The 25,176-nt window shown below is 61.1% G+C and carries 22 protein-coding genes, 1 tRNA gene and 2 pseudogenes; 17 read left to right on the forward strand and 8 right to left on the reverse strand.

What is annotated here, in order from left to right; translation table 11 throughout:
* Positions 1-165 precede the first annotated feature (165 nt).
* From IWY39_RS17235 to mltG, 3 genes are all read left to right on the forward strand, one after another.
* A complete protein-coding gene (locus tag IWY39_RS17235) occupies positions 166-399 on the forward strand; it encodes an acyl carrier protein (protein WP_006950224.1) in 234 nt (77 codons plus the stop codon).
* A 180-nt stretch (positions 400-579) separates the two neighbouring features.
* Entirely contained in the window at positions 580-1,839 is a 1,260-nt protein-coding gene (fabF, locus tag IWY39_RS17240; protein WP_017182084.1) for a beta-ketoacyl-ACP synthase II, read from the forward strand.
* A 283-nt stretch (positions 1,840-2,122) separates the two neighbouring features.
* Entirely contained in the window at positions 2,123-3,094 is a 972-nt protein-coding gene (gene mltG / locus IWY39_RS17245) for an endolytic transglycosylase MltG (protein ID WP_107123764.1), read from the forward strand.
* 85 nt (positions 3,095-3,179) lie between these two features.
* On the opposite strand, the gene IWY39_RS17250 is transcribed toward mltG, so the two are convergent.
* Positions 3,180-3,599, reverse strand: a complete 420-nt coding sequence (locus IWY39_RS17250) for a sugar transporter (RefSeq protein ID WP_107123638.1) — start codon at positions 3,597-3,599, stop codon at positions 3,180-3,182.
* Between the two features lie 109 nt (positions 3,600-3,708).
* Between IWY39_RS17250 and IWY39_RS17255 the strand changes: the two genes are divergently transcribed.
* Both IWY39_RS17255 and IWY39_RS17260 read left to right on the forward strand, forming a co-directional pair.
* Entirely contained in the window at positions 3,709-4,248 is a 540-nt protein-coding gene (locus IWY39_RS17255; RefSeq protein WP_107123637.1) for a peroxiredoxin, read from the forward strand.
* Positions 4,245-4,748, forward strand: coding sequence for a 2'-5' RNA ligase family protein (locus IWY39_RS17260; protein WP_019051421.1), 504 nt, complete (start codon positions 4,245-4,247; stop codon positions 4,746-4,748). The genes IWY39_RS17255 and IWY39_RS17260 overlap by 4 nt, the downstream gene beginning before the upstream one ends.
* A gap of 119 nt (positions 4,749-4,867) precedes the next feature.
* Here IWY39_RS17260 and IWY39_RS17265 read toward each other — a convergent pair whose 3' ends face one another.
* Together IWY39_RS17265 and IWY39_RS17270 are read right to left on the reverse strand one after the other, a co-directional pair.
* Positions 4,868-6,094: an NAD(P)/FAD-dependent oxidoreductase gene (locus tag IWY39_RS17265; protein ID WP_107123635.1), complete on the reverse strand. Its 1,227-nt coding sequence runs from the start codon at positions 6,092-6,094 to the stop codon at positions 4,868-4,870.
* 287 nt (positions 6,095-6,381) lie between these two features.
* Positions 6,382-7,722 (reverse strand): PAS domain-containing protein, encoded by a 1,341-nt coding sequence (locus tag IWY39_RS17270; protein WP_107123634.1) that lies wholly within the window; start codon positions 7,720-7,722, stop codon positions 6,382-6,384.
* 188 nt (positions 7,723-7,910) lie between these two features.
* On the opposite strand from IWY39_RS17270, the gene IWY39_RS17275 reads away from it, so the two are divergent.
* From IWY39_RS17275 to IWY39_RS17320, 10 genes and pseudogenes are all read left to right on the forward strand, one after another.
* Positions 7,911-7,986 (forward strand) — tRNA-Thr (locus tag IWY39_RS17275).
* A 130-nt stretch (positions 7,987-8,116) separates the two neighbouring features.
* Positions 8,117-8,657, forward strand: a pseudogene (locus tag IWY39_RS17280) (transposase).
* Positions 8,658-8,901: 244 nt separating this feature from the next.
* The gene (rfbF, locus tag IWY39_RS17285; RefSeq protein WP_026002289.1) at positions 8,902-9,681 is read left to right on the forward strand and encodes a glucose-1-phosphate cytidylyltransferase; all 780 of its coding nucleotides are present in this window, start codon (positions 8,902-8,904) and stop codon (positions 9,679-9,681) included.
* Positions 9,678-10,745 carry a CDP-glucose 4,6-dehydratase gene (gene rfbG / locus IWY39_RS17290; protein WP_196871621.1) on the forward strand — a complete coding sequence of 356 codons (1,068 nt, stop codon included), beginning with the start codon at positions 9,678-9,680 and terminating at the stop codon, positions 10,743-10,745. Before rfbF ends, rfbG begins: the two co-directional genes overlap by 4 nt.
* On the forward strand, positions 10,742-11,983 hold the full coding sequence (locus IWY39_RS17295; RefSeq protein ID WP_107123632.1) for a class I SAM-dependent methyltransferase: 1,242 nt from the start codon (positions 10,742-10,744) through the stop codon (positions 11,981-11,983). The genes rfbG and IWY39_RS17295 overlap by 4 nt, the downstream gene beginning before the upstream one ends.
* Complete coding sequence (locus IWY39_RS17300) at positions 11,983-12,525, forward strand: dTDP-4-dehydrorhamnose 3,5-epimerase family protein (protein ID WP_107123631.1); 543 nt, start codon at positions 11,983-11,985, stop codon at positions 12,523-12,525. Before IWY39_RS17295 ends, IWY39_RS17300 begins: the two co-directional genes overlap by 1 nt.
* Entirely contained in the window at positions 12,518-13,423 is a 906-nt protein-coding gene (locus IWY39_RS17305; RefSeq protein ID WP_107123630.1) for an NAD-dependent epimerase/dehydratase family protein, read from the forward strand. Before IWY39_RS17300 ends, IWY39_RS17305 begins: the two co-directional genes overlap by 8 nt.
* A gap of 34 nt (positions 13,424-13,457) precedes the next feature.
* A complete protein-coding gene (locus tag IWY39_RS17310) occupies positions 13,458-14,210 on the forward strand; it encodes a cephalosporin hydroxylase family protein (protein WP_107123629.1) in 753 nt (250 codons plus the stop codon).
* 10 nt (positions 14,211-14,220) lie between these two features.
* Positions 14,221-15,030, forward strand: a complete 810-nt coding sequence (locus IWY39_RS17315; RefSeq protein WP_181316579.1) for a glycosyltransferase family 2 protein — start codon at positions 14,221-14,223, stop codon at positions 15,028-15,030.
* Positions 15,018-17,042 carry a GtrA family protein gene (locus IWY39_RS17320; RefSeq protein WP_196871622.1) on the forward strand — a complete coding sequence of 675 codons (2,025 nt, stop codon included), beginning with the start codon at positions 15,018-15,020 and terminating at the stop codon, positions 17,040-17,042. Before IWY39_RS17315 ends, IWY39_RS17320 begins: the two co-directional genes overlap by 13 nt.
* Here IWY39_RS17320 and IWY39_RS17325 read toward each other — a convergent pair.
* The 4 genes and pseudogenes from IWY39_RS17325 to IWY39_RS17340 all read right to left on the reverse strand — a co-directional run bounded on the left by IWY39_RS17325 (position 16,952) and on the right by IWY39_RS17340 (position 21,861).
* On the reverse strand, positions 16,952-18,025 hold the full coding sequence (locus tag IWY39_RS17325) for a glycosyltransferase family 2 protein (RefSeq protein ID WP_315899104.1): 1,074 nt from the start codon (positions 18,023-18,025) through the stop codon (positions 16,952-16,954). The two genes, IWY39_RS17320 and IWY39_RS17325, sit on opposite strands and share 91 nt — an antisense overlap.
* A 62-nt stretch (positions 18,026-18,087) precedes the next feature.
* Positions 18,088-18,255, reverse strand: a pseudogene (locus tag IWY39_RS24135) (transposase); the annotation flags it as partial.
* Positions 18,256-18,436: 181 nt separating this feature from the next.
* Positions 18,437-20,884 carry a TonB-dependent receptor gene (locus IWY39_RS17335; RefSeq protein WP_196871623.1) on the reverse strand — a complete coding sequence of 816 codons (2,448 nt, stop codon included), beginning with the start codon at positions 20,882-20,884 and terminating at the stop codon, positions 18,437-18,439.
* Positions 20,885-20,970: 86 nt separating this feature from the next.
* Complete coding sequence (locus IWY39_RS17340; protein WP_107123625.1) at positions 20,971-21,861, reverse strand: LysR family transcriptional regulator; 891 nt, start codon at positions 21,859-21,861, stop codon at positions 20,971-20,973.
* Positions 21,862-21,947: 86 nt separating this feature from the next.
* Here IWY39_RS17340 and IWY39_RS17345 point away from each other — a divergent pair, with 86 nt between their 5' ends.
* On the forward strand, positions 21,948-23,093 hold the full coding sequence (locus tag IWY39_RS17345) for an acyl-CoA dehydrogenase family protein (protein ID WP_107123624.1): 1,146 nt from the start codon (positions 21,948-21,950) through the stop codon (positions 23,091-23,093).
* 65 nt (positions 23,094-23,158) lie between these two features.
* Here IWY39_RS17345 and IWY39_RS17350 read toward each other — a convergent pair whose 3' ends face one another.
* Positions 23,159-23,497, reverse strand: a complete 339-nt coding sequence (locus IWY39_RS17350) for a DMT family protein (RefSeq protein ID WP_017182566.1) — start codon at positions 23,495-23,497, stop codon at positions 23,159-23,161.
* A gap of 63 nt (positions 23,498-23,560) precedes the next feature.
* Between IWY39_RS17350 and IWY39_RS17355 the strand changes: the two genes are divergently transcribed.
* On the forward strand, positions 23,561-25,162 hold the full coding sequence (locus tag IWY39_RS17355) for a carboxyl transferase domain-containing protein (protein WP_107123623.1): 1,602 nt from the start codon (positions 23,561-23,563) through the stop codon (positions 25,160-25,162).
* Positions 25,163-25,176: the final 14 nt, after the last annotated feature.

Genomic DNA, 25,176 nt, shown 5'->3' on the forward strand with positions numbered 1-25,176 from the left:
AAGCGTTGCCAGGGCGCGATGAGCGCGAATTTATTGCGGAATCATGGCCAAGCGCGAATGTGGGGGCTTGGCGGCCTTGCCTCTTGCCTGTATCGGCGCTTGGCACTAGGGCTGCCTTAACAGTTATTCAGACCCACTAACGATACCAGTCAAGAAGGACCACTCATGAGTGAGACCGCGGATCGCGTAAAGAAAATCGTCGTCGAGCATCTGGGCGTTGAAGCCGAAAAGGTGACCGAGGATGCCAGCTTCATCGACGATCTGGGCGCTGACAGCCTCGACATCGTTGAGCTGGTCATGGCGTTCGAAGAAGAATTCGGCGTCGAAATCCCGGACGATGCGGCTGAGAAGATCGGCACCGTCAAGGATGCGATCGACTATATCGACAGCAAGCAGTAAGGCGTCTTGCGGCTTGCCCCCATGGGGCGGTGGGCCGGTAATGCGTTGAGAGAAATGGCTCCTCCTGTCCGGTGATGCCGGGGTGCGGGGAGCCTTTTCGTATCTGGCGCGTCGTTCACAACTGTCGCAATTGCCGCTACAGGAACGTCAGGCGCCAACAAGGAATTTCGGAGCTAGCATATGCGTCGTGTCGTCGTAACCGGTCTTGGCATGGTGACTCCGCTTGGCGGAAATGTCGAAACCACCTGGAAGAACATCATCGCGTCCAAATCCGGCGCGGCGACGATAACCCGGTTCGACCCGACCGATTATAAGTGCCGCATCGCGTGCGAAGTGAAGCCCAAGGACCATGAATATGGCTTCGACGCCAATCTGGACGTGGACCACAAGGTCCAGCGCCAGGTCGACCTGTTCATCGTGTTCGGCATCGCGGCGGCCAGCGAGGCGCTGCGGGATGCCGGCCTGCTCGACATGAGCGAGGAAGAAAGGCTGCGCGCGGGGTGTTCGATCGGATCGGGCATTGGCGGCCTGCCGGGCATCGAAAGCGAATCGCTGGTGTTGGCGAACAAGGGACCGGGCCGGGTCAGCCCGCATTTCGTCCATGGCCGCCTGATCAACCTGATCTCCGGCCAGGTCAGCATCAAATATGGCCTGATGGGGCCGAACCATGCCGTCGTCACCGCCTGTTCGACCGGCGCCCATTCGATCGGCGACGCGGCGCGGATGATCGCGATGGACGACGCAGACGTCATGCTGGCGGGCGGCGCGGAAAGCGCGATCTGCCCGATCGGCATCGCCGGCTTCTCGCAGGCGCGCGCGCTCAGCACCGGCTTCAACGACGATCCGACCCGCGCCAGCCGCCCCTATGACGTCAACCGCGACGGTTTCGTCATGGGCGAAGGCGCTGGCGTGGTCGTGCTGGAGGAATATGAGCGGGCCAAGGCGCGCGGCGCGAAAATCTATGCCGAAGTGGTAGGCTATGGCCTGTCGGGCGACGCCTATCACGTCACCGCGCCCCATCCCGAAGGGTCCGGCGCGTTCCGCTCCATGGCGATGGCGCTCAAAAAGTCGGGCCTCAGCCTTGAAGATATCGACTATGTGAATGCCCATGGCACATCGACGCCGCTGGGTGACGAGCTGGAACTGGGGGCGGTCCGTCGTCTGTTTGGCGACCAGATCAGTGCCATGTCGATGAGTTCGACCAAATCGGCGATCGGCCATTTGCTGGGCGGCGCGGGCGCGGTGGAAAGCATTTTCTGCATCCTGGCGATGCGCGATGGCATCGTGCCGCCGACGCTGAACCTGGATGAGCCGAGCGAGAGCTGCAAGGGCGTGGATCTGGTTCCCCATGTCGCCAAGCAGCGCAAGGTGCGCGCGGTGCTGAACAATTCGTTCGGCTTTGGCGGCACCAATGCCTCGCTCATCATGAAGGCGCTCTGAGGCGGTTTTGAAATCTTCCCCTTGCAGGCAGGGGAATTGCATCTGACTTTGCGTTATCTCTTCAACGTCATCCTGAACTTGCTTCAGGATCCATCGCGCCCCAAGAGCCGCCGCTCGTGACGAGAAATGGATGCTGAAACAAGTTCAGCATGACGAAGTAGAATGAGGTGCGTTCCATATGCGATAGTTCTCTTCTCGCAGGAGAGGATTTGGCGGTAATGGATATTCTCTTGCTGCGGATTGGGCGGTTGTAATGATGGCGAGACGATCCGGCGCAAATCCGATGCAGAAGTTCGGCTGTATCATTCTGCTGATCGGCCTGGCCGTCGCTGCCTTTATCGCCTTCCGCTTCGTCGCGGGCTGGACCGAGCAAGGCCCGGCGAAACAGGATATCAGCATCGTGGTGCCGGAGGGGGCGACGCTGTCGGACGCGGCAGTGCTGCTCAAGCGGTCTGGCGCGGTGCTGTCGGCAGACGCCTTTCTGACGCGGGCCAAGATATTTGGCGGCAGCAAGTCGATCAAGGCGGGCGAATTCGTCATCCCCGCCGGTGCCAGCAACAGCGACATTTTATCGATCCTGCAAGGCGGCAAGACGCTGACCCGCCTGATCACCATCCCCGAAGGGATGCCGTCCATCCTGGTGCATGAGCGGCTGATGGCCAACGACCAGCTGACCGGCGACATAAATGTGCCGGAGGAAGGCAGCGTGCTGCCCGACAGCTATGCCTTCGACAAGGGCGAAAGCCGCGCGGCGGTGCTGGCGCGGATGCAGGCGGCGATGGACAAGGAACTGGCGAAGCTATGGGCCGAACGGGCGCCGAACACGGTCGCCAAAAGCCCGCGAGAGGCCATCATCCTGGCCAGCATCGTCGAAAAGGAAACCGCCCTGCCGTCCGAACGGCAGATGGTGGCGGGCGTCTACAGCAACCGGCTGCGCACCAACATGATGTTGCAGGCCGACCCCACCATCATCTACCCGATCACGCGCGGCAAGCCGCTGGGCCGCCGCATCCGCAAATCGGAGATTGCGGCAGTCAACGATTATAATACCTATGCGATGGTTGGCCTGCCCAAGGGACCGATCGCCAATCCGGGGCGCCTGTCGATCGCCGCCGTGCTGCATCCTGCGGAGACCAAGGCGCTCTATTTCGTCGCGGATGGCAAGGGCGGGCATATCTTCGCCGACACCTATCAGCAGCATAATGAGAATGTGCGCAAATGGTTCGAGATCAGGCGGTCCAGAGGCGAATTATGACCCTATCCGCATCCCGGATCGTGACCGGGATGCGGTTGGCATGTCCATAATCTTTATCGCCGTGCGTGGAATCCGGCGCTGCTGATCAGCGCAGCACGCCCTTGCCCACCAGATTGCGGGCATAGAGCAGCTGGATGATGGCCATCACCACGATGAACGCTGGAAATGCGATGACCGATGGTCCCTTCAATGCCAGCAGATCGGTGCCAAGGAAGGTGTAGCCGAACTGGACGACGACAGCGATCAGCGAGAGCAGGAACAGGCTCGCGGCGGCCGCCTTCTTCATCAGCAGCAGAATAGCCCCCAGCGTGCCTGCACCCACGGCGATGGCATAGGCGATCCAAACCCAGGCCGGCATGGCGGCGAACGCCTGCGCAGTAACCGGATCGGACTTGGCCAATTCGGTTAGGTCAGCGGTATATTGCATGGCAAAGGCAGCCAGTCCCATCAGGTTCCACAACAAAAGGACGATGGCGATGACGATAAAATATCGCGGCATATTCATGATCCAATCCCCTCCCTCTATGACGTGTCCCGTTGCAGGGGCGTCATGGACTGATCATATACGTGTGAAGGGCCGCGCGGAAGCGGCGAGACATGGAAGGACATGAACCATGCTGGGACGATCCGTACCGAATGTAACCCTCAAGACCCGCGTGCGCGACGAAAGCGTCGAGGGACCGAACCCGTTTCGCTGGGAGGATGTGCATACCGGCGACCTTTTCGCCGGCAAGCGGGCGGTGGTGTTTTCTCTGCCCGGCGCGTTCACGCCCACCTGTTCGACCGAACAATGCCCCGCCTTCGAACGCTATTATGATGATTTCAAGGCGCTGGGCGTGGATGATGTCTATTGCGTGTCGGTCAACGATGCCTTCGTCATGTTCCAGTGGGGCAAGCATCTGGGCGTCAGCAATGTGAAGCTGCTGCCGGACGGATCGGGTGATTTCACGCGCCGCATGGGCATGTTGATCAAGAAAAATCATCTGGGTTTTGGTGACCGCAGCTGGCGCTATGCGATGGTCGTGGACGATGGCAAGGTCGTCGCCTGGTTCGAGGAGCCGGGGATCAACGATGTGGGCGAAGATGACGATCCCTATGGCGAAACCCGGCCAGAACCCGTGCTGGACTGGCTGAAGGCGCATCCCGCCGGGTGAGCGCCCCGATTATCGTCAGCGCCCTGATGGGCGCGGCGGACTTTGCCTGGGCGGATGGATTGCGCCGCGCGCATTTTCCGCCCGACCGCAATGTCCTGTCCGCGCACATCACCCTGTTCCATCATCTGCCGCCTTCCGCACTGGCGGAGGTCAGCGCGCGCATCAAGGCGCTGTGCCGTGGCCCCGCGCCGGTCGCGCGACTGAGCGAGGTGATGCTGCTGGGGCAGGGGGTGGCCTTTCGGATCGACAGCCCGCAGCTGTCGGCGATGCGCGACGAAATGGCCGACGCCTTCACTGGCCTGCTGACGCCGCAGGACCAGGCCCGGCCGCGCCTGCATGTGACGGTGCAGAATAAGGTGAAGCCGGCAGAGGCCAAAGCGCTGGCGGAGGCCCTGCGCGCGGATTTCCAGCCGCGCCCGTTCGTCATCGCGGGCCTTGCCGCCTGGCATTATCGCGGCGGTCCGTGGGAACTGGCCATGAAGGCAAGTTTCCGGGGGTAGGGGACTTATCGCCCAATCCGTTCGGGCTGAGCCTGTCGAAGCCCAACCCTTCTTCGCCAGGAAGAACGCCCCTTCGACAGGCTCAGGGCGAACGGATCGTTATTTCGGTAGCTGGCGTTTCAGGCCAACCCGACTTCCTTCAAAGGCACACTCGCATCCGCCAGTTGCTCCGGATCGAGCGCCGCGCCCGCCAGCACATGCGGGCGGCCCTGGACATAATCCTTGACCATATTGACGCAATCCAGCGCGATCACCTTGCCGCCCTTGAGATATACTATCGAGAAGCTGCGCGCAGCCGGATCGCCACGCAGGATCGTCTGGTCATAACCGGTCGAAAGGCCGACGGTCTGGAGTTTCAGATCATATTGGTTCGACCAGAACCATGGCACCGCGTTATAGGCTTCTTCCTTGCCCATGATGTGCGCCACGGCGGTCTTGGCCTGGTCATTGGCGTTCTGCACCGATTCCACGCGCATCTGCGCGCCGCCCGCAAAGCGGTTGGCATGGGCGGCGCAATCGCCCACGGCATAAATGTCGGGCAGGCTGGTGCGGCAATATTCGTCGACATCCACGCCATTGCCCCCCGCAGCGCCCGCCGCGATCAGCGGGCCGGTTTCGGGGATGATGCCGATGCCCACGATGACCATGTCGGTGACGATCCGCTCACCATCGGCCATCAGCACGGCCGTTGCCTTGCCGTCTGTGACTTCGATGCAATCCATCCGCGCGCCGGTGCGCAGGTCGACGCCATGGGCGCGATGTTCCGCTTCGTAAAAGCGCGACAATTCCTCGCCCGCGACCCGCGCCAGCACCCGGTCGAGCGCTTCCAGAAGAACGACCTTCTTGCCGAATTTGGAGAGGACGGCGGCGGCTTCCAGCCCGATATAACCACCGCCGATGATGGTCACATGGTTTATGCTGTCGATCTTTGCCATCATCGCATCGACATCGTCGCGACGGCGCACGGCATGGACATTGGCCGCATCCGCCCCGTTGCAGGTCAACATCCGGGGATTGCCGCCGGTGCACCAGATCAGCTTGTTATAGCCGATTTCCTGATCCCCTACGGTCACGAACTTGCCAACGGGATCGACGCTCTTCACGCGGCGACCCAGCAGCATGTCGACATTGCGCTCACCCCAGAAGGCGGCGGGACGGATCAGGATGCGGTCGAAGCTCTTGTCGCCTGCGAAATATTCCTTCGACAGCGGCGGACGTTCGTAAGGCGGGTCCTTTTCGTCGCCGATCATCGCGACGGAGCCTTCAAAGCCCGACTGACGCAGGGAAATCGCCGCCTGTGCTCCCGCATGGCCTGCGCCCACGATCAATACGTCATAATAGCTCATTGGCCCGCTATCCTCTTTATCCCCATTGCGCCGCTGATTGGCGCGCTTTGCCGGTGGTGGCAAGGGCGATGTGCGGCAATTGCGGTCAAAAGAGCGACGCCCGTGCTGCGCCCCCGCGCTGTTCCGGCTGCGAATTGTGGCGCTTTGATCGCTCCGCAAGCGCGCTAAGGCGTCGAAAATGCCGGCAGGCCAGACCCGCGAAGGAAGCAGGTCATCGCGCCGATACAGTATATCGGTCGATTCGCGCTTCCACGCCTGCGGGGATCGCTCGCGGGTTGCTTTCCCGCTTAACGCGCGGCGGCGAGCATGACCCGTTGCGCCAGGTCCGATCCTTCGGGCAACTGCGCGACCAGCGCCAGGCTGCCGTCGGCTTCGCGCCGTGCGACGACAATCGCCAGCCCGTCTGTGTCCATGGCCAGGGCCTGCGGATCGATGGCAGCGGCGGCCTTCATCGCGTTTCGCGCCGTTTCGCGCTTGTCGGGGCGCGGGGGTGCCTCGGCCCGGCGCAACGCCCGCTCGTCGCGCACCAGCGCCTTGAGCCCGCCTGCATAGTTTGACAGATGGTCGGCCAGCATGCCCACGCCCAGGCCCAGGGCACGGCCATGGTCCAGAACGGTCGCATATTCGGTGATCCGCGTCTTGTCATATCCGGCGCCGAAAACCAGCTTGATGATCGCGGTCATCGGGCTGCGCGCCTGCACCTTGATGCCGCAATCGGCCAGCAGTTCGGCATAGTCGTCGGGCCGCGCCTGCGCCACCAGCGCAAAATCATAGGCCAGGCCGATCGCGCGATAGAGCGCGGCATGGCTGCGCGCTTCGCTGGTACGGAACTGGTCGGCACCGTCGCGCGCCAGCGCCAGCCAGTCGGCGAGCGGCGCGTCATCGGTCGGGCTTTCCATGCCGGACAGGTCCAGCGGCTCTTCATCGAGCGAAGCGACGGGCATGGGGGCGGAAGGAGCGGCGGAAGGGGGCAGGGGGGCGGCATCGACCGTGTCGCCACCCGCCGGGCCATCTGCCCATACGGGCACGTTCGTCGGCGCTGGCATGATGCTGGACAGCGCCGCGCTGACTTCCAGTTCCAGCGCCTGCCGCTCGTCGCGGCTGGCCAGTTCCTTCCAGTTGATCACGCCGAACACGAAATCGATCGTCTCGTCGTCGGACGAAAAGGGCATCAATATGCCGCGATATAATATCTCTGCATCGCGCTGGTTGACGAATTCGGCTTCGAACCCGATCGGCGCGGCATTGGCGATAATCTGGAGATAATGATCGGTCAGCCGCGACAGCAGCGACCGGGCGGGCACATCATTGATATAGCTGATGGACCCGTCAATTTCGCACTCCTGCCGCAAGGCGGAGCCAAGATATACGATGGCGGGATTGTCGAGCCCGGTGGAAAAATCCAGCAATACGCTGTGCGGACCGAAATCTTCCAACTGGTCAGGCGACAGATCCTCGATCGATGGCAGGGTGCGATCCCCCAGCAGCGACGCCCAGTAATTATAGGCGCGCACCTGCATCCGCCGCTCGTCCGATACCACCGTCAACGGTGCGTCGATCGCCGCATCATCGGCATAATCGAAATCGTCCTGGTCGTTGGCGACGTCATGCCCCCGCAGAGTGTCCATCCGGTCCGTCCCTATTTCAGGCAAAATTCTGCCTCTTTGGGACTCGACAGTGGCATCGGATGGTAAATTTGCCGTAAAGATGGCAGCGCCGAACGGCCATATGCCGTGCCGCCTGCAAAAAGACCGACCCGACAATGCAATTGCCCGCTTGTCCTAAGGCCCAACCACTGTTATCTGCCCGCCGCAACGCCGCTTTAGCTCAGTTGGTAGAGCATCGCATTCGTAATGCGGGGGTCACGTGTTCGAGTCACGTAAGCGGCACCAGTCCCTCGGTAGGGAATCCCTGAAATCTTTAGCAAAATTGCCTTTCGGCTGATGGTCGGGGGGTGTCTAGGGTCAGGATCCACTGATGTGGTGGGCGCGATGAGATTCAGGCTCCTTGAGGAGCCTGGATTTGAGAGATTTGTACTGGCTGACGGACGAGCAGACGGCGCGGCTTGAGCCGTATTTACCGAAGAGCCACGGCAAGCCGCGAGTAGATGATCGACGGGTTTTGAGCGGGGTTATCTTCGTTAGCCACAAAGGGCTGCGCTGGCTGGTTGCGCCCCAGGCTCCGAGCGCAACACGGTGATGATCGACGCGACCTATCTCAACCCGCACCGCACTACATCGGGCCTGGTGGTAAAAAGGGAATGCGAGCCGCCTGATCGGACGCACGAAAGGCGGCATGAACACCAAGCTTCATGCCGTGACGGACGCGAATGGTCGCCCGTTGAGCTTCTTTATGACCGCGGGCCAAGTCAGGGATCACGCCCTGCATCCTGGGCCGCAAATCCCGGAACACGGCCATCAAATATGACAAGCGCCGAAACCGCATCGAGATCATGTTCGGCCGCCTGAAGGACTGGCGGCGGGTCGCTACCCGCTATGATCGATGCCCAACCGCGTTCTTATCCGCCATCGCCCTCGGCGAAACCGTCATTTTCTGGCCCTGATCAGTGAGTCCTGACCGCTAACTCCTTCGTCGTCCAAAATAACAGGGATTTTGGACCATTCAGAAGGGGGCAGATCAAATTTCCTTCCCAGATATTTCCCGCGACAGCCAACCATTCTCAGGTTGATCAAGCTTTGCGACATAACCTATTTGTTAACCAAGTCATATTAGCAGCCATAAACCATAATTGCCCCGCCGACAGTAAGCTGCGGTGGGAAAAGCAGGCAGGAACGGGGCGAATATTAATGCAGGTAGCTCTTTTGTGCGGCGGTCTGGGGACACGATTGGGCGAGGAAACGGTAAACCGCCCCAAACCCATGGTCGAAATCGGTGGCAAGCCGATCCTGTGGCACATCATGCGCTTCTATCGGCAATTCGGACATGACAGTTTCGTCCTGTGCGCTGGTTACAAGCAGGAAGTCATCAAGGATTTCTTCCTCAATTACGACAATTATTCCAATGACTTGCTGATCGATTTCGCCAGTTCCTCGGTTTCGTTGCTGGGCGGCGAGCGAGACAGGATCGACTGGAAAGTTGTGATCCAGGATACCGGCGAAGCGACGTTGACTGCGGCGCGCCTCAAACGGGCATTGCGCCATATTGAGGGTGATATCTTCATGGCCACCTATGGCGACGGGCTGTGCGATGTCGACCTTGATCAGCTACGCACTCATCACGAAACGTCGGGTAAACTCGCCACGGTAACCGCGGTGCGCCCCTCTTCCCGTTTCGGTGAACTGGGGCTCGACGGCGATTCTGTCACCTCGTTCGAAGAGAAACCGCAGACCGGCAAGGGCTGGATCAACGGGGGTTTTTTCGTCCTGCACCGTTCGATCTTTGAACGCCTGCCCGATGATCCCAATCTCACTTTGGAGGCCGACGTGCTCCAGCCGCTTGCGCGCGAAGGGCAGTTGTCCGTTTTTCGCCATGACGGATTTTGGCAGTGTATGGATACGCCGCGCGAAAAGCACTTGCTTGAGAATTACTGGAAAGCCGGACGGGCACCTTGGAAAGTCTGGGCGTGAGCAAGAATTTCTGGAGCGGGCGATCAATTTTCCTGACCGGACATACCGGCTTCATGGGCGGCTGGCTGGCTGCCTATCTGATCCATTGTGGCGCCCACGTGCACGGCTATGCGCTCGCGCCCAATACCGAACCGGCCTTCTTCGATGCGACCGGTCTTCCGAGCAGGCTTGCCTCGTCCGTTCTGGCTGACATCGGCGACCTTGATCAGCTTTGCCGTGTGCTCGACCAAGCCGCTCCTTCGGTCGTGTTCCATTTGGCGGCGCAACCGCTGGTGCGCTATGCTCATGCCCACCCGATCGAGACCGTCAGGTCCAACGTCATGGGGACAGCCAATTTGCTCGAGGCGGTTCGTCGCAACCCTGGGGTGAAGGCCGTTGCCGTAGTCACTACCGACAAGGTATATCGTAATCTTGAGCGCGCTGAACCCTATACAGAGGACGACGAACTTGGCGGGCGCGAACTGTATAGCGCCAGCAAGGCCGCCAGCGAATTCATCGTTGATGCCTGGCAGCACTCTTATCTGAACGAACAGGGCAAGGGCCTCGCCACTATCCGCGCCGGCAACATTTTTGGGGGCGGTGATTGGGCGGCGGACAGGCTGGTGCCAGATGCCATCCGCACTTTTTCGACCGGCCAGCCGCTGGTGCTGCGCAATCCGACTTCGACCCGGCCGTGGCAGCACGTCCTTGACCCGCTGCGCGGCTATCTTGTTCTTGCGGAAGGACTGGTGAACCAACCAAAGCAATTTTCCGGCAAGTGGAATTTTGGTCCCGACGTGCAGGACTGTCGCCCAGTCGGCGATCTTGCCCACCTGCTCGCCGCTAGTTGGTCGGACGGCGCGCGCGTCGAGACGCAAGCCAGTGACAGCGTTTTTGAAGAACGGTTGCTCGCGCTGGACTCGTCAAAGGCCGCCGACCGGCTGGGCTGGATCCCGCATTGGCCGCTGGAAACCGGAGTTGAAAAAGCCGTGCAATGGTATCGAGCCTATGCCGCTGGAGCGGACATGTGGGACGTGACGATCCGCCAGATCGAAGCCATGGAACAGGGGGGCGCGAGCGCATGACCGAGACTTGCCGCTTCTGCGCGACCAAGCTGACCACCACCGTTGCGGATCTCGGGTTGACGCCGGTATCAAACGAACTTCGCAATATTCGCGACGCTGCCGGGCGCGGGCAGACCTTCTATCCGCTCAAGGCGATGGTGTGCGAGGCGTGCTGGCTGGTCCAGCTCACCCGTGTCGAGACGCCCGCACACTTTACCGAGGATTATGTCTATTTCTCGTCGTTCTCAGAAAGCTGGCTGCGCCATGCGCGGGATTACGCCCATGCCATGATTGCAGCACAGGCCCTAAACGGCGATTCCCTCGTTGTCGAACTGGCGAGCAATGATGGCTATCTGCTGCAATATTTCAAACAGGCCGGAATACCCGTGCTTGGCATTGATCCTACCGCAAACACTGCGCGCGCCGCGAAGGAAAAGCACGGTATTGAAACCGTGGTCGATTTCTTTGGTGTCTCACTGGCAGCAAGGCTGGCCTCGCAAGGGATTGCGGCAGACCTGATCGCGGCCAACAATGTCTTGGCGCACGTTCCTGACCCCAAGGATTTCATTGGCGGCATCCCGGCTATCTTGAAGCCAGGGGGCACCTTCACCATCGAATTTCCGCACATCTTGCGTATGCTTGAGAGCTGCCAGTTCGACACAATCTACCATGAGCATTTTTCCTACCTTTCACTGCTCACCGTTGAGCGGATGCTGGGCGCGTACGGCCTGGAGGTATACGGTGTGGAGGAGTTGCCGACGCATGGCGGCTCGCTTCGCGTATATGCCAGCCACGAGGGGGCCGGGCTTGGCAGTGTTGAATTGGCCGTTGGTCTTGACCGGGTCCGGTTGGCCGAGAAGCGCGCGGGGCTCGACAGTGCGGCTACCTATCGGGGCTTTGCGAATGAAGTTGAGCAGCGCAAGATCGAACTTCTCGATTTCCTCATCAAGACGAAGCGCGCAGGCAAGAAGGTGCTCGGCTACGGCGCGCCGGCCAAGGGCAGTACCATGCTCAACTATTGCGGGGTGGGTCCCGAACTGCTGCCATTCACCGTCGATCGCAGCCCGCACAAACAGGGGCACTATTTACCGGGCGTCAACATCCCGATTCTCGCACCTGAGGAATTGATCGAGGCACGGCCGGACTATGTCCTGATCCTGCCCTGGAACCTGCGCGACGAGATTGCGGCGCAGTTATGCCAGTTGCGCGACTGGGGCGGTCGCTTCGTTGTCGCTATTCCTCGGATAGAGATATTCTGATGCAGTTCACCGCGACCCCGATCGGTGGAGTTTTTGCCTTTTCCGGCGGGGTTCATACCGATGCGCGCGGCAGCTTCCAGCGCACCTATTGCAGTGCCGCGTTTGCTGAGCATGGTCTTGAGTTGGTGGAGGCGCAGGCGGCGATTTCGCGCAACACTGCAACGGGAACTTTGCGCGGTTTGCATTTCATTCCCGAGGCTGACGGCGAGGCGAAGCTTGTCCGCTGCATCGCTGGCCGGATCTTCGATGTCGCGGTTGACCTCCGTCCCGCGTCGCCAACATACCTCCAGCATATCAGCGTCGAACTTGATGCCGCACGAGGCAATGCGCTTTACCTGCCGCGCGGCGTGGCGCACGGTTTCATCACCCTTCAGGATGACTGCGACGTCCTCTACCAGTTCAGCAGAGCGCATCGGGCAGGCGTTGAAATGGGCGTGCGTTGGGATGATCCTGATCTGGCGATCAATTGGCCGATGCCGCCCACCGTTCTTTCCGATCGCGACCGGACGCTGCCCTTCGTCAAAGACTTGACCGGTGACTGACACGCGCTCCGACCGTATCCTTCTAACCGGCGCCACAGGTTTCATCGGGCGCCAGGTATTGAGAAATTTGCCCGCCGATGCGGATATCCACTGTACCACGCGCAAAACAGGCGGCGCTGATGTCGGAACCTGGCACAACATTGACCTGCGTAGTTCCGGCGCTTGCGCTGCGCTGATCGATACGCTCAAACCTGACATCCTGATCCACTGCGCCTGGACCACCGCACATGGTGCCTTCTGGCACGATCCCCAGAATGCCGCATGGCTCGAAGCGGGCATGGCCTTGTTCGATGCCTTCGTGCGACAAGGGGGCAGGCGGATCGTTGCCTGCGGCACCTGCGCTGAATATTCAGGTCATAGCACCGCTCCGCGCCGTGAGGATGAAACGATTGAGCCGGGGCAGATTCCCTTTCCCTATGGCCGCGCAAAATTCGCTCTGCTTCAACACCTGCGCAGCCTTGATGTAAGCCATGCCTGGGTGCGCATTTTCAACGCCTATGGTGAAAGCGAAGACCCGCGTCGACTGGTGCCGAGCGTGCTGCGCGCTCTCACTGCGGGCGAACCGGCCTTATGCTCCTCTGGCACGCAAATCCGTGATTTCCTCGACGTACGCGACCTTGGCACTGCCATTGCTCGCCTTGGCGCCTCCGATCTGGAGGGCGTCGTCAATCTTGGCTCTGGTGAGCACAAGACTATTGCGGAAATAGTCGAAGCGCTTGGCGGCATTGTCAAACGCCCAGACCTTGTCCGGCTAGGCGCCCTGCGCGACCGCGAAGGCGAACCACATCTGCTGGTTCCCGACATTACGCGCCAGACCAAGGAACTCGGCTTCGTGCCCCGGATCACTCTGCTCCGTGGACTGGTGGATGCCGCAAAGGCTTCGTTAGAGAAAAATTAACCATAATTTTACCAATCCCGCGCAAGGAGTTTATATGACTAGCACCGACATAGCCTTCGCGCAGCAACGCAGCGAACTCGTTGCCGAACTCGGCTCGAACGAGACAATGGCAGATCTTACCAATCACTGGCTGGGGAAGGCGCAGGAACTGGGTTATTCCTACAACTTCGACTGGCTCGGCCTGCCGATTATTCAGTACCCGCAAGACATTGTTGCCATGCAGGAACTGATATGGAAACTGCGCCCTGAAGTTGTGGTGGAAACTGGTGTTGCGCGCGGCGGATCGCTGATTTTCTACGCCTCGATGCTCGAACTGCTGCAGACCTGCACCGGAACAAGCGGCGGGCGCGTGATCGGTATCGATATTGATATCCGCGAGCCTAATCGCAGAGCGATCGAGGCCCATCCGCTCTCGCGCCGCATCGACCTCGTCCAGGGATCGAGCATTGATCCCGCCGTGGTCGCTCAGGTCGGCAAATTGGTTGGCGATGCCAAGCGCGTGTTGGTCTGTCTCGACAGCAACCACACCCACGATCATGTTCTTGAAGAACTGCGTGCCTATGCCCCGATGACCAGTTTGGGCAGCTATTGCGTCGTTTTCGATACCCTTGTCGAACATCTGCCCGATGAAGCCATCGGGGATCGCCCCTGGGGCCGCGGCAACAATCCTTTGACCGCGGTGAAGGCATATCTGGCGGAAACCGATATGTTCGAAACCGACAACGCGCTGCACGACAAGCTGCAGATTTCGGTTGCCCGCGAAGGCTACCTCCGGCGCTGCAAGTAAGAGCAGGCAGGTGGCCGCCTTCACCGTAGCCATACCCGTCTACAACGGCGAACGATTCCTTGCAGAGGCACTGCGTTCGATCGCGGTGCAAAACCTTGATGGTGTGGAAGTGCTCGTCAGCGACAACGCCTCGACCGATGGCACCGCCGCTATCCTGGCTGAGTGGCAGGATCGCTTGCCCCTGCGCGTGATCCGCCGAACACAGACCCTGCCAATGCGCGATCACTTCAACGCGCTGCTGGATGACGTGACCAGCGAAGCATACATGCTGCTTTGCCATGACGACTATCTGGCCGACCCCGCTGCACTGGACCTCGCCCAGGCAGCGCTGCGCGACAATCCCGATGTTGCCAGCGTCTATTGCGACCTCGTTTACGTCGACGATCAGCGCCGTACACTGGCGCATCGTCGATTCTCCCGATCGGGCCGGTTCGATCCGGATGCCACGGGCAGAAAATGCCTTGCGAGCGGGCGCAACCTGTTCGGCATTCCAATCGCCATCAGGCGCAGCGCGCTTGGCGAAACGCGCTATGGCGACGATTTTCTCTATGCAATGGACATCGACCTGTCTTGGTCACTGGCGTCTAAAGGCGGCGCTTTTCACATCGATCGGCCGCTGATCGCCAACCGCTATTCCAACGACAACATGACATGGAAACTGCTCGGTACGACGCTGAGTGAATATCTGGGCCTCGCGCGCAAGCACGATAGTGCTCCCGGCGCCATTAGCCGGGCCCGTTTAGCGGCGGTCTGCCAGTTCGTCACGGCGCAGAAATTAGCCTTCCGCTATTATGCCAGGGCCAGAGCGTGGCTAGGTTAAGCGCACGGACCAATCTGGCCCGTGAGAGCGGCCAATTGCTGCGTTTCATCATTGTAGGAGCGGCAAACACAGCCATCGCCTTCGCGATCTACGCGGCGGGTATCGCGCTTGGCCTCGGCTATCAGTTTGCCAGCCTCGCAGCGCTGGTTGCCGGGATTTGCAGCGGCTTCGTGGCTCAGGGCAAGGTCGCCTTCCGTTCGCAACTGGATAGTCGCTTCGCGCCGTTCGTGGCACTGTGGGCGCTGCTCTATCTCACCAATATCCTGCTCATCGGCGCGCTCGCTTTCTTCGGGATCGATCTCTATCTGGCCGGCCTGCTTGCCGCCGTCCCGGTGAATGCGGTTTCCTTTTTGGCCTTGCGCACAGTGATCTTTGCGCCGCAACCGATTTCTCTCCAGCGCACGGCCCTGCTATGGCTGATAGGTCTTTTGTTCGTGGCGCGGCTCTACGTGGTCACGCATCTGGCGTTGAACTGGGACGAGTTCCTCAACCTCTCCATGCTCTACGATTTTCGCCGCGGCGAAATGACCGAAATCTTCCAGACTGCTTTCGTCCACCTGTTCCATTGGTTGCCGATGGTCTCGACCAATGAGGTTGACCAACTCATCGCCGCCCGCTTCTTCACTCTCGGCTGCGCCGCTTTCACCAGTCTTGCCATTTTTCATGCCGCACGCCGGTTCATGGCCATCGATCCGGCGCTTGTTGCAGTTATCGCTTACAACTGCTTCGGGGCGTCCTTACTCTATGGCACCGATTTCAGGACCGACACGTTAGCAAGTGCGGCAATGATCGGCGCGATTGCGCTGGCAACGCATCGGATCATGACCTGGCCACAGATGGTCGCCATGGGCATACTCATCGCCATCGGCGGCGCGCTGACGATCAAATCGGTATTCTTTCTTCCTTCCATCGGCCTGTTGGTGCTGGTCAACGTCTGGGCGTCGCGCGACTTTGTCCGAACCGCTAAAATCATGGCCGTCAGTGCGGCGATCAGTGTGGCCGTGCTTGGCCTTATCCTCGGCCTTCACGCTGTCAGCCTGGCGAAGACAGCATCGGCCGCCAGCTTTCTTGGACGCACCGGCGGTGCAACGCTGCTGACAGGCGATTACTCCGTCCTGTCCGTCTTTTGGCCTGCGGCAGTGCTAGGCAATCTCGGCTTTTGGGTGCTTGTGCTGTGTGGGGCCGTCGCGCTTGCCCGCAATGACCAGTACGACGCGAAGTTGGGCGGGAGCGATCGTCTGGCGCTCGCTGCCTTTGCGATTCCCGCGCTCGTCCCTTTGATCTACAGCGAGGTCTATCCCTACTTTCACCCATTCCTGATTGCGCCGATTTCAGTCCTGGCCGGTTTCGGTTATGCACGTCTGCGCTGCGTGACACGGACGGCCCTGCTGGTCCTGCTGCTCTTTGGCGCCGCCAGTGCGGTCTGGCACCGGATCGACAACGGGCTTGCCCAGCAGCGCGCGACGCTGGCGCTGGTGCACAGCCTGTTTCCCCATCCCGTGCCCTATATTGACCATACCTCGATGGTCTCATCCTTTCCCAAGAAGGGCTTCTTCATGAGCCGCTGGGGCGTGACCGATTATCGCAAGAGCGGACACCCGGTGATGGCCGCCACTGTGCGGAACGATCAGCCCGCCTTCATGCTCCAGACGCGTGCGCTCCTGGCGGTTGATCGGATCACGCCGGAAGAATCGCAGCGATCCGAATACGGCTTGTTCGGCGCCGACCTCGATGTCCTGCGCGACAATTATATCCGTTACTGGGGGCCGCTGTTCCTGCCCGGCAAAATGCTGACTGGCAGCGGGCGGACGCGGATCGAGATCGGCGGCGCTTACCGCGTGGAAGGCCAAGGTCGCCTGGTCGCAAATGGCAGATCCTATTCGGACGGCGAGATAGTCCGTCTGAACCCCGGCGAATATGCCTATGCCGCCGATGGTCCGCTTCGTCTCTTCTGGGCAGCTCCACCGCCGCCTGCAACACCGCCCCCGGCTAGCCTGTTTTCGGGCTGGTAATCCTCGAGAAGGCTTCCTTGGGGGGAATCCGGCTCGGGATCGACAAAATATAGTGGCCTGCGCTTCACCTCGTTGTGGATGCGACCGATATACAGGCCCACGATACCCAGCATCAGCAATTGCAGACCGCCGAGCAGGGTCAGCACCAGCACGGTCGAGGTCCAGCCCTGCACAACATGATCGTTGAAGAACCAGCTCGTCAGGATGTATAGGCCGAACAGCAAGGCCAGGACCGAGATCGTCATTCCGAACCACAAGGCCAACCGCAACGGTACGTCGGAAAATCCCACCACCCCGTTTACGGCCAGCCGAATCATCGCGCGTAACGGATACTTGCTCTCGCCCGCGACGCGTTCGTCACGCTGGAACGGAACTTCTGTGGTACTGAAGCCCAGCCAGCTGATCATGCCGCGCAGGTACCGGTCCTGCTCCGGCATTCGTGCCAGAGCGTTGACGACCTTGCGATCGATCAGGCGGAAATCTCCTACGTCGAGCGGCATATCGACCGATGAGAGCCGCCGGATGAAGCGATAGAAAAGCGCCGCAGTGGTACGCTTGAACAAGCTTTCACCTGACCGAGCCACGCGCCGGGCAAGGACGATATCATATCCCTCGCACCATTTGCCGAGCAATTGCAACGCCACCTCTGGAGGGTCCTGCAAGTCAGCGTCCATCACTATTACCGCATCGCCGTTCGCGGCATCGATGCCGGCAGTAACCGCCGTCTGATGGCCAAAATTGCGGGACAGATTCACAATCCTGAACCGGTCATCCTGCGCCCGCATTTCACGCATGATCTTCAGCGAGCCGTCCTTGCTTCCATCGTTTACGAGAATGACTTCCGCCTTTCCCGTGACCTGATCAAGGATGCTCACCATACGTTGGTGGAGCAATGGCAGAGTGTCTTCCTCGCAATAGACAGGAATAACAAAGCTTACCAGACGTGCGTGCCTCACCAGTTTGCTTCCCCATCCTGTGTCCACTTCTCGGCCCTTACAGCCTTTGCCCAGTTGGACCAACAGGTCCAGAACATGGGGTCCAGATGATTGTTTCGAAAACCATCGACATCGGCCCTTCGCTTGATTTCCTTGTTTACCCTTTCCAGCGAATTGGTGGACGCGACCTGCGCCCAGTGGTCCTTCAGCAACGCCATGTAGGCAAGCACATCCTCGCCCGATCCGTCAGCAAAGGCAGGAGGGCTTTCCAGGAGGGCTCCGTCTCCGAAGGGTCGATAGATGCCCGGCACTTCGCGGCGGCCATCGGTGTTGACGCCAACAGCAACTATCGCCGCCGTCGAGCCGATCCGCCCGCGTTCGCGGACCTCCTCAATCTCCAGATCCATCAAACGCTCACCCGCGCCGGCGCATCTTGCACCGGCGCGGGTTGGGGCGTCGTCAGAATTTGTAGCCCAGCGTCATGCCATAGGTGCGCGGCGGCAGGTAGGTGACGCCGATGATGCGGCCGGTGGAGATCGCAAAGGTGCTGCTTTCGCGCAGCGTGTTGTTGATATTCTTGATCCACAGCGACGCCGTCACCGTTTCGGTCCGGTCGATCCAGCGTAATGAGGCGTCGAACATCGTATAGGCGCGTGTGCCTTCCACCAGTCGCTTGAACTCGGTGAAATAGACATTGCTCTTGCCCGACATGTCGCCGCTCAGCGTCATCGTCCCGGTTTCGGTCAGGATCGGCAGGTCGACCTCTATCCCGGCGCTATAGGCCCATGTGGGCGAATTGCGCGTGGGATTGCCGGCCAGCTGGATGTTGCACGGCGCATTGGCATTGAGCGCACCGGGGCCGCACGGCGCGCCAAAGGCGGTCGGATCGGGATTGGTGACGGGGTTATAGGCGGGCTGGCCCGCCTGCGCGACGTTGACGGGGTTGAGCGGGTCGACCGTGATGAAATCGTCATATTTGCTGTCGGTGTAGGACAGGGAACCGCGCAGGCGCACGCCATCCACCGGACGGGCCATCATGTCGGCTTCCACGCCGGTCGCCGACGTCTTGGCGGCATTTTCAAAGATGGTGGTAAAGCCAGCAGGTCCGCCGCCGATCGTCTTGTTGATCTGCAAATCGTCCAGCTTGTAATGATAGGCGGCCAGATTGATCTGCAAGCGCCGGTCGAGCAGTTCCGCCTTTATCCCCAGTTCGTGGTTCTTCATTTTTTCCGGGCGCACGATCGTGGTGCTGCCCGCCGCATTTTCGCCCGACCCGGCCTTGAAGCCTTCGGAATAGGTGTAATAGAGCAGCAGGTCACGATTGGGTTGCCATTGCAGGCCGATTTCCGGGGTGAAGTCCTTGAACGTCTTTTCGCGATAGGTGCCTTCGACGGTCGTCTTGCGCACCTGCGCCACGGCGGGGTTGCCATTGGCGGTCAAGATGATCGACGGGTTGGCGCTGTCGACCTTTTCATGGCTGTAGCGGCCGCCCAGCTTCAGCGACACGCCGTTCAGCCCAAATGCCTCACCCATGTCGAAATTGAGCTGCCCGAAAGCGGCATAGGCGCGGGTGCCAAGGCTGGATTTCAGGCAGACGCGGTTGAGCGAAGTGCCGGCCGGGAAGTTGCACATGGCCAGCGCTTCGGCCAGCGTCACGGAACCCACGGGCGCAGCGACATTGTCGACGAAGGTCGGCCGCGTCGCCAGCACGGTGATGTTGGACGCCAGATCGTTGGTCGAACTCAGGCCCACCTGATCGCGCGGGCGCTGCCGTTCGTGAAAATAATACAGGCCGACCACGCCCTTCACGATGGCGCTGTCATATTTGAATTGCAGTTCGTTGCTGAACTGCTGCGCGTCGATGGTGCGGGTCTGGATCGACGTCGAGTTGGGCAGGGTGGCGACCAGCGCCGACCCGTCGAGATCCTGGATCAGTTGCGTCTTGAAATCGCGATAATTGGTGATGTTGCCGATGCTCAACGCATCGCTCAGCTCAATATTGAGCGTGCCGGTGACCGAATAGCTTTTGGTGTCGACCGAGGGCGGCTCGTCGCTGCCCAGATCGCGCGGTTTGCTTGCAAAGCCGCCCGTACCCGTCGGGGCCAGCCGGGGGACACCGGGGAAGGCGGGGCCGCGATAATGCACCGCGCCGCTATTGTCGTTCTGACGGAAATATTCGCCCGACAGCAGGAAATCGACCTTGTCCGACGCGATCAACTGGATCTGCCCGCGGACCATATAGCGGAACAGGTCATCGACATCGCTGCCGCCCTTGAACGGATTTCCGCCAAAGCCGTCCCGCGCCTCGACCTTGCCTGCCAGGCGGAAGCGAATCGCATCGATGATCGGGCCGCCGACCGCGGCTTCGGCAATCATCGCGCTATAATTGCCATAGCCGATCCGGGCATAGCCGGTGAAATCGGCGGTCGGCTTGGCCGTGATGAGGTTGATCGAGCCGCCGACCGCGTTGCGGCCATACAGGCTGCCCTGCGGGCCGCGCAGCACTTCCACCCGCTCCAGATCGAACAAGGATGTCAGTTGCGCTTCTGCACGCGCGACATAGGCGCCATCGACATGCAGCGCGACGCCGGTGCTGGACCCGGTGGTGGACGTATTGGCCCCCACGCCGCGAATGAACACCTTGGCCTGGTTGAAATCATTGCCGAAGGTGACGGATGGCACCAGCTGCTGGATGTCCTGCAGATTGTTCACCCCGGCATTGGCGAGTGCATCGCCGCTGACCGCCGACACGGCCAGGCTGACATCCTGCAAGGACTGGCTGCGCTTTTGCGCGGTGACAATGATGTCCATGCCGTCGGTCTGTGCCTGCGCTACGGGCATCAGCCCGATGCTGGAAACCGATGCGAACAAAGCGCACATCGCACGTGCATTGATGGATGCCTTCAAAGCGTCTCTCCCTGGAACCGGACATCGTTGATTTGTGTCCCAGGAATACAATTAGCATGGTCGATATTGTCATACAATCGGCCCCATTACCTGTCTTTTGGGGAATGTGGCTTTTCAGCAACAATCGCTTCCAGCGCCGTCAGGATGGGCGGCATCGCTTGGCTTAACCCCTGTGCGCGCGCGCTGAACAACAGGCCGATCGTGCGTCGTGCGCCAAAATCGGCCAGCGCAGCGCGCACCATGCCCGGCCAGCTATAGGCCATTGGCATGACTGTCACGCCCAGGCCCACCGCAACCATCTGCATCACTCGCTCGTCGTTGGTCGCGCGAAAGGCGAAATGCGGACGCACGCCACGATCGACGAAATAGCGGCTGGTGGCCGACAGCGCCTCGCAATGTCGCCGCACGATCATCACCTCGCCTGCCAGTTCCTCCGCCGCGATACGCGCCCGGCCGGCCAGATTGTGGCTGGAGGGCAGGGCCAGTCCATAGCCTTCCTGCATGATCGGTCGCGCGGCATAGCGATCCACCCCGTCGCGCACCACCGTCAGCGCAACGTCGATCCGCTCCGCATCCAGCCGCGCCAGCAGTTCGCGCTCCGTCCCCGGCACCAGTTCCAGCGCCTGCGCGTCGCCGGGGCTGCAAGCGGCCACGGCCTGTGCCACCAGGGCGCCGGGGATGCTGGTCAACAGGCCGATCCGCAGCGGCGCGCCCTGCGTCGTCCGGGCACCCGCCTGTTCGGCCAGGTTGAATTCCCGCTCGATCCGCCGTGCATGACCCAGTAGCCGCGCGCCGGCCTCGGTCAGTTCGACCCGCTGGTTGCTGCGCAGGAACAGCGGCGCGCCGACCGTCTGTTCCAGTTTCGCGATGCCCACGGACAGGGTCGGCTGCGACACATGGCAATGCGCCGCCGCGCGGGAAAAATTGCCCTGGTCGACCACGGCCAGGAAATAGCGCAGCAGATAGCGTTCGATCATAGACAGAAACTATACACTAAGCACTGTCCTTTCAATTTTTCTCTTGGGCGCGCTGGCGCTAGGATAGGGGTAATGGAGAGACGCCAATGACCGATTTCGATTTCGCCCTGGGTGAGACTGCGGACATGATCCGCGACAGCAGCCGCCGCTTCGCCAATGACCGCATCGCCCCTCTGGCCACCCGGATCGATGCGGAGGACTGGTTCCCGCGCGCGCTGTGGCCGGAAATGGGCGAACTGGGCCTGCACGGCATTACGGTGGAAGAGGCCGATGGCGGCCTGGGCCTGGGCTATCTGGAGCATGTCGTCGCGCAGGAGGAAGTTGCCCGCGCGTCGGCGTCCATAGGGCTGAGCTATGGCGCGCACTCCAACCTCTGCGTCAACCAAATCCGCCGCTGGGGCAATGCCGAACAGAAGGCACGCTACCTCCCCAGGCTTATTTCGGGCGAGCATGTCGGTTCGCTCGCCATGTCGGAAGCGGGGGCCGGTTCTGACGTGATGGCGATGAAGCTGCGCGCCGACAAAAAGGGCGACCGCTACGTCTTGAACGGCACCAAATATTGGATCACCAACGCGGCCGAAGCCGACACGCTGGTCGTCTATGCCCGCACCGGGGACGGCACGAAGGGGATCACCACCTTCCTCATCGAAAAATCCATGCCCGGCTTTTCGATCGGGCAAAAGATCGACAAGGTCGGCATGCGCGGATCGCCCACCGCCGAACTGGTGTTCGACGATTGTGAAGTGCCCGAAGAGAATATCATGGGTCCGCTGAACGGGGGGGCGGGTGTGCTGATGTCGGGGCTGGACTATGAACGCACCGTGCTGGCGGGCATCCAGCTTGGCGTCATGCAGGCCTGCCTCGACGTCGTGCTGCCCTATGTCCGCGAACGTCAGCAGTTCGGCAAGCCGATCGGCGCGTTCCAGCTGATGCAGGCCAAGATCGCCGACATGTATGTCGCCCTCAACAGCGCCCGCGCCTATGTCTATGCCGTCGCCAAAGCTTGCGACGCAGGCCGCACCACCCGCTACGACGCGGCGGGCGCGATCCTGCTGGCCAGCGAAAATGCGGTGAAGGTCGCGCTTGAAGCGGTGCAGGCGCTGGGCGGCGCGGGCTATACCAAGGACTGGCCGGTCGAACGCTTCATGCGCGATGCCAAGCTGCTCGACATTGGCGCAGGCACCAATGAAATCCGCCGCATGCTGATCGGGCGAGAGCTGGTCGGGGCATAGAATATGGTCGGGTCATGCTGTGACAACCTCGTCCGTTTGTTTCGAACGGAGGTTGGTTTGACGGATCAGTTCTTGCCCACGAACAGGAACGCGACCCCCGCCATGATGCAGGCGAAGGCGGCGAAATGGCGCCAGTGCAGCGGTTCGCCCAGCACCGTCACCATGAACCCGCCGAAGATCAGCAGCGCGATGGCCTCCTGCGCGATCTTGAGCTGCCCTGCGGACCAGCCATGGGCAAATCCGATGCGATTGGCAGGGACCGCAAAACAATATTCGACCAGCGCGATGCCCCAGCTGATCAGGATGACCACAACGAGCGGCTTGGTCATTCCGCCTTTCAGGTGCCAATACCAGGCGACGGTCATGAAGAGGTTTGAAATGACAAGGAGAGCGATGGTGGGCATGAACGGCCTCGAACAGGGCAGGGGGAACCGCACTGCCACCACCGGGCGCGGGAGCGCAAGGGCATGAGCGCGCCGGTCCTCGACACCAAATTGTTCCCCGACAGCGAAGCCTTCCGCAACAACGCCGCGCATAACCGCGCGCTGGCGCAGGAATTGCGCGCCAAGGTTGCGGCGGCCGCAGCGGGCGGGTCCGCCAGCGCCCGCGACAAGCACACAGCGCGCGGTAAACTCCTCCCCCGCGACCGCGTCGAGCGGCTGCTCGATCCCGGTTCGCCTTTCCTGGAAATCGGCCAGCTTGCCGCCAACGGCCTCTATGGCGATGATGTCCCCGGCGCGGGCCTGATCGCCGGCATTGGCCGCGTCGCCGGTCGGCAAGTCATGATCGGCTGCAACGACGCCACGGTGAAGGGCGGCACCTATTATCCCGTCACCGTGAAGAAGCATCTGCGTGCGCAGGAAATCGCGCTCGAAAACCGGCTGCCCTGCATCTATCTGGTCGACAGCGGCGGCGCGAACCTGCCCAATCAGGCTGAAGTGTTTCCTGATCGCGACCATTTCGGCCGCATCTTCTATAACCAGGCGAACCTGTCGGCGCAGGGCATTCCCCAGATCGCCTGCGTCATGGGCAGTTGTACGGCGGGCGGCGCCTATGTTCCCGCCATGTCCGACGAAACCGTCATCGTCCGCAACCAGGGCACGATCTTCCTCGCCGGCCCGCCGCTGGTGCAGGCGGCGACCGGCGAAGTCATCTCTGCGGAAGATCTGGGCGGTGGTGACCTCCATGGTCGCAAATCGGGCGTGGTCGATCATGTTGCCGACAATGACGATCATGCGCTCACCATCGTCCGCGACATTGTTTCGACCCTGCAACCCGACCGCAAGCCGGACCTCAATCTGCGCGAACCCCGCCCGCCCAAATATGACGCGAGCGATCTTTACGGCATCATCCCCGATGATGTCCGCGCGCCCTATGATGTACGCGAAGTCATCGCCCGCATCGTCGACGCCTCCGAATTTCATGAATTCAAGCCGCTCTATGGCACCACGCTCGTCTGTGGTTTCGCCCATATCTGGGGCATGCCCGTCGCCATCCTCGCCAATAACGGCGTCCTGTTCAGCGAAAGCGCGCAAAAGGGCGCGCATTTCATCGAACTCGCCTGCCAGCGGCGGATACCCTTGCTCTTCCTCCAGAATATTTCCGGCTTCATGGTCGGCGGCAAATATGAGGCGGAGGGGATCGCCAAACATGGCGCGAAACTCGTCACCGCCGTCGCCACCGCGCAGGTGCCCAAAATCACCGTGCTGATCGGCGGCAGTTTTGGCGCGGGCAATTACGGCATGTGCGGCCGCGCCTATCAGCCCCGTTTCCTCTTCACCTGGCCCAATGCCCGCATCAGCGTGATGGGCGGCGAACAGGCCGCGTCCGTCCTCGCCACCGTCCACCGCGACGCAGACAAATGGTCGCCGGAGGAAGCCGAAGCCTTCAAGGCGCCGGTCCGCCAGAAATATGAAGAGGAAGGCAATCCCTACTACGCCACCGCGCGGCTGTGGGACGATGGCATTATCGACCCTGCGCAAACCCGCGACGTACTGGGCCTGGCCTTCGCCGCGACGCTGAACGCGCCGGTGGCTGAGAGGGCGCAATTCGGCGTGTTCCGGATGTGATGGGGGTGGCCAAA

Origin of the sequence: Sphingobium sp. JAI105 (genome assembly GCF_015752145.1) — a bacterium.
GTDB classification, from domain to species: Bacteria; Pseudomonadota; Alphaproteobacteria; order Sphingomonadales; family Sphingomonadaceae; genus Sphingobium; species Sphingobium xenophagum.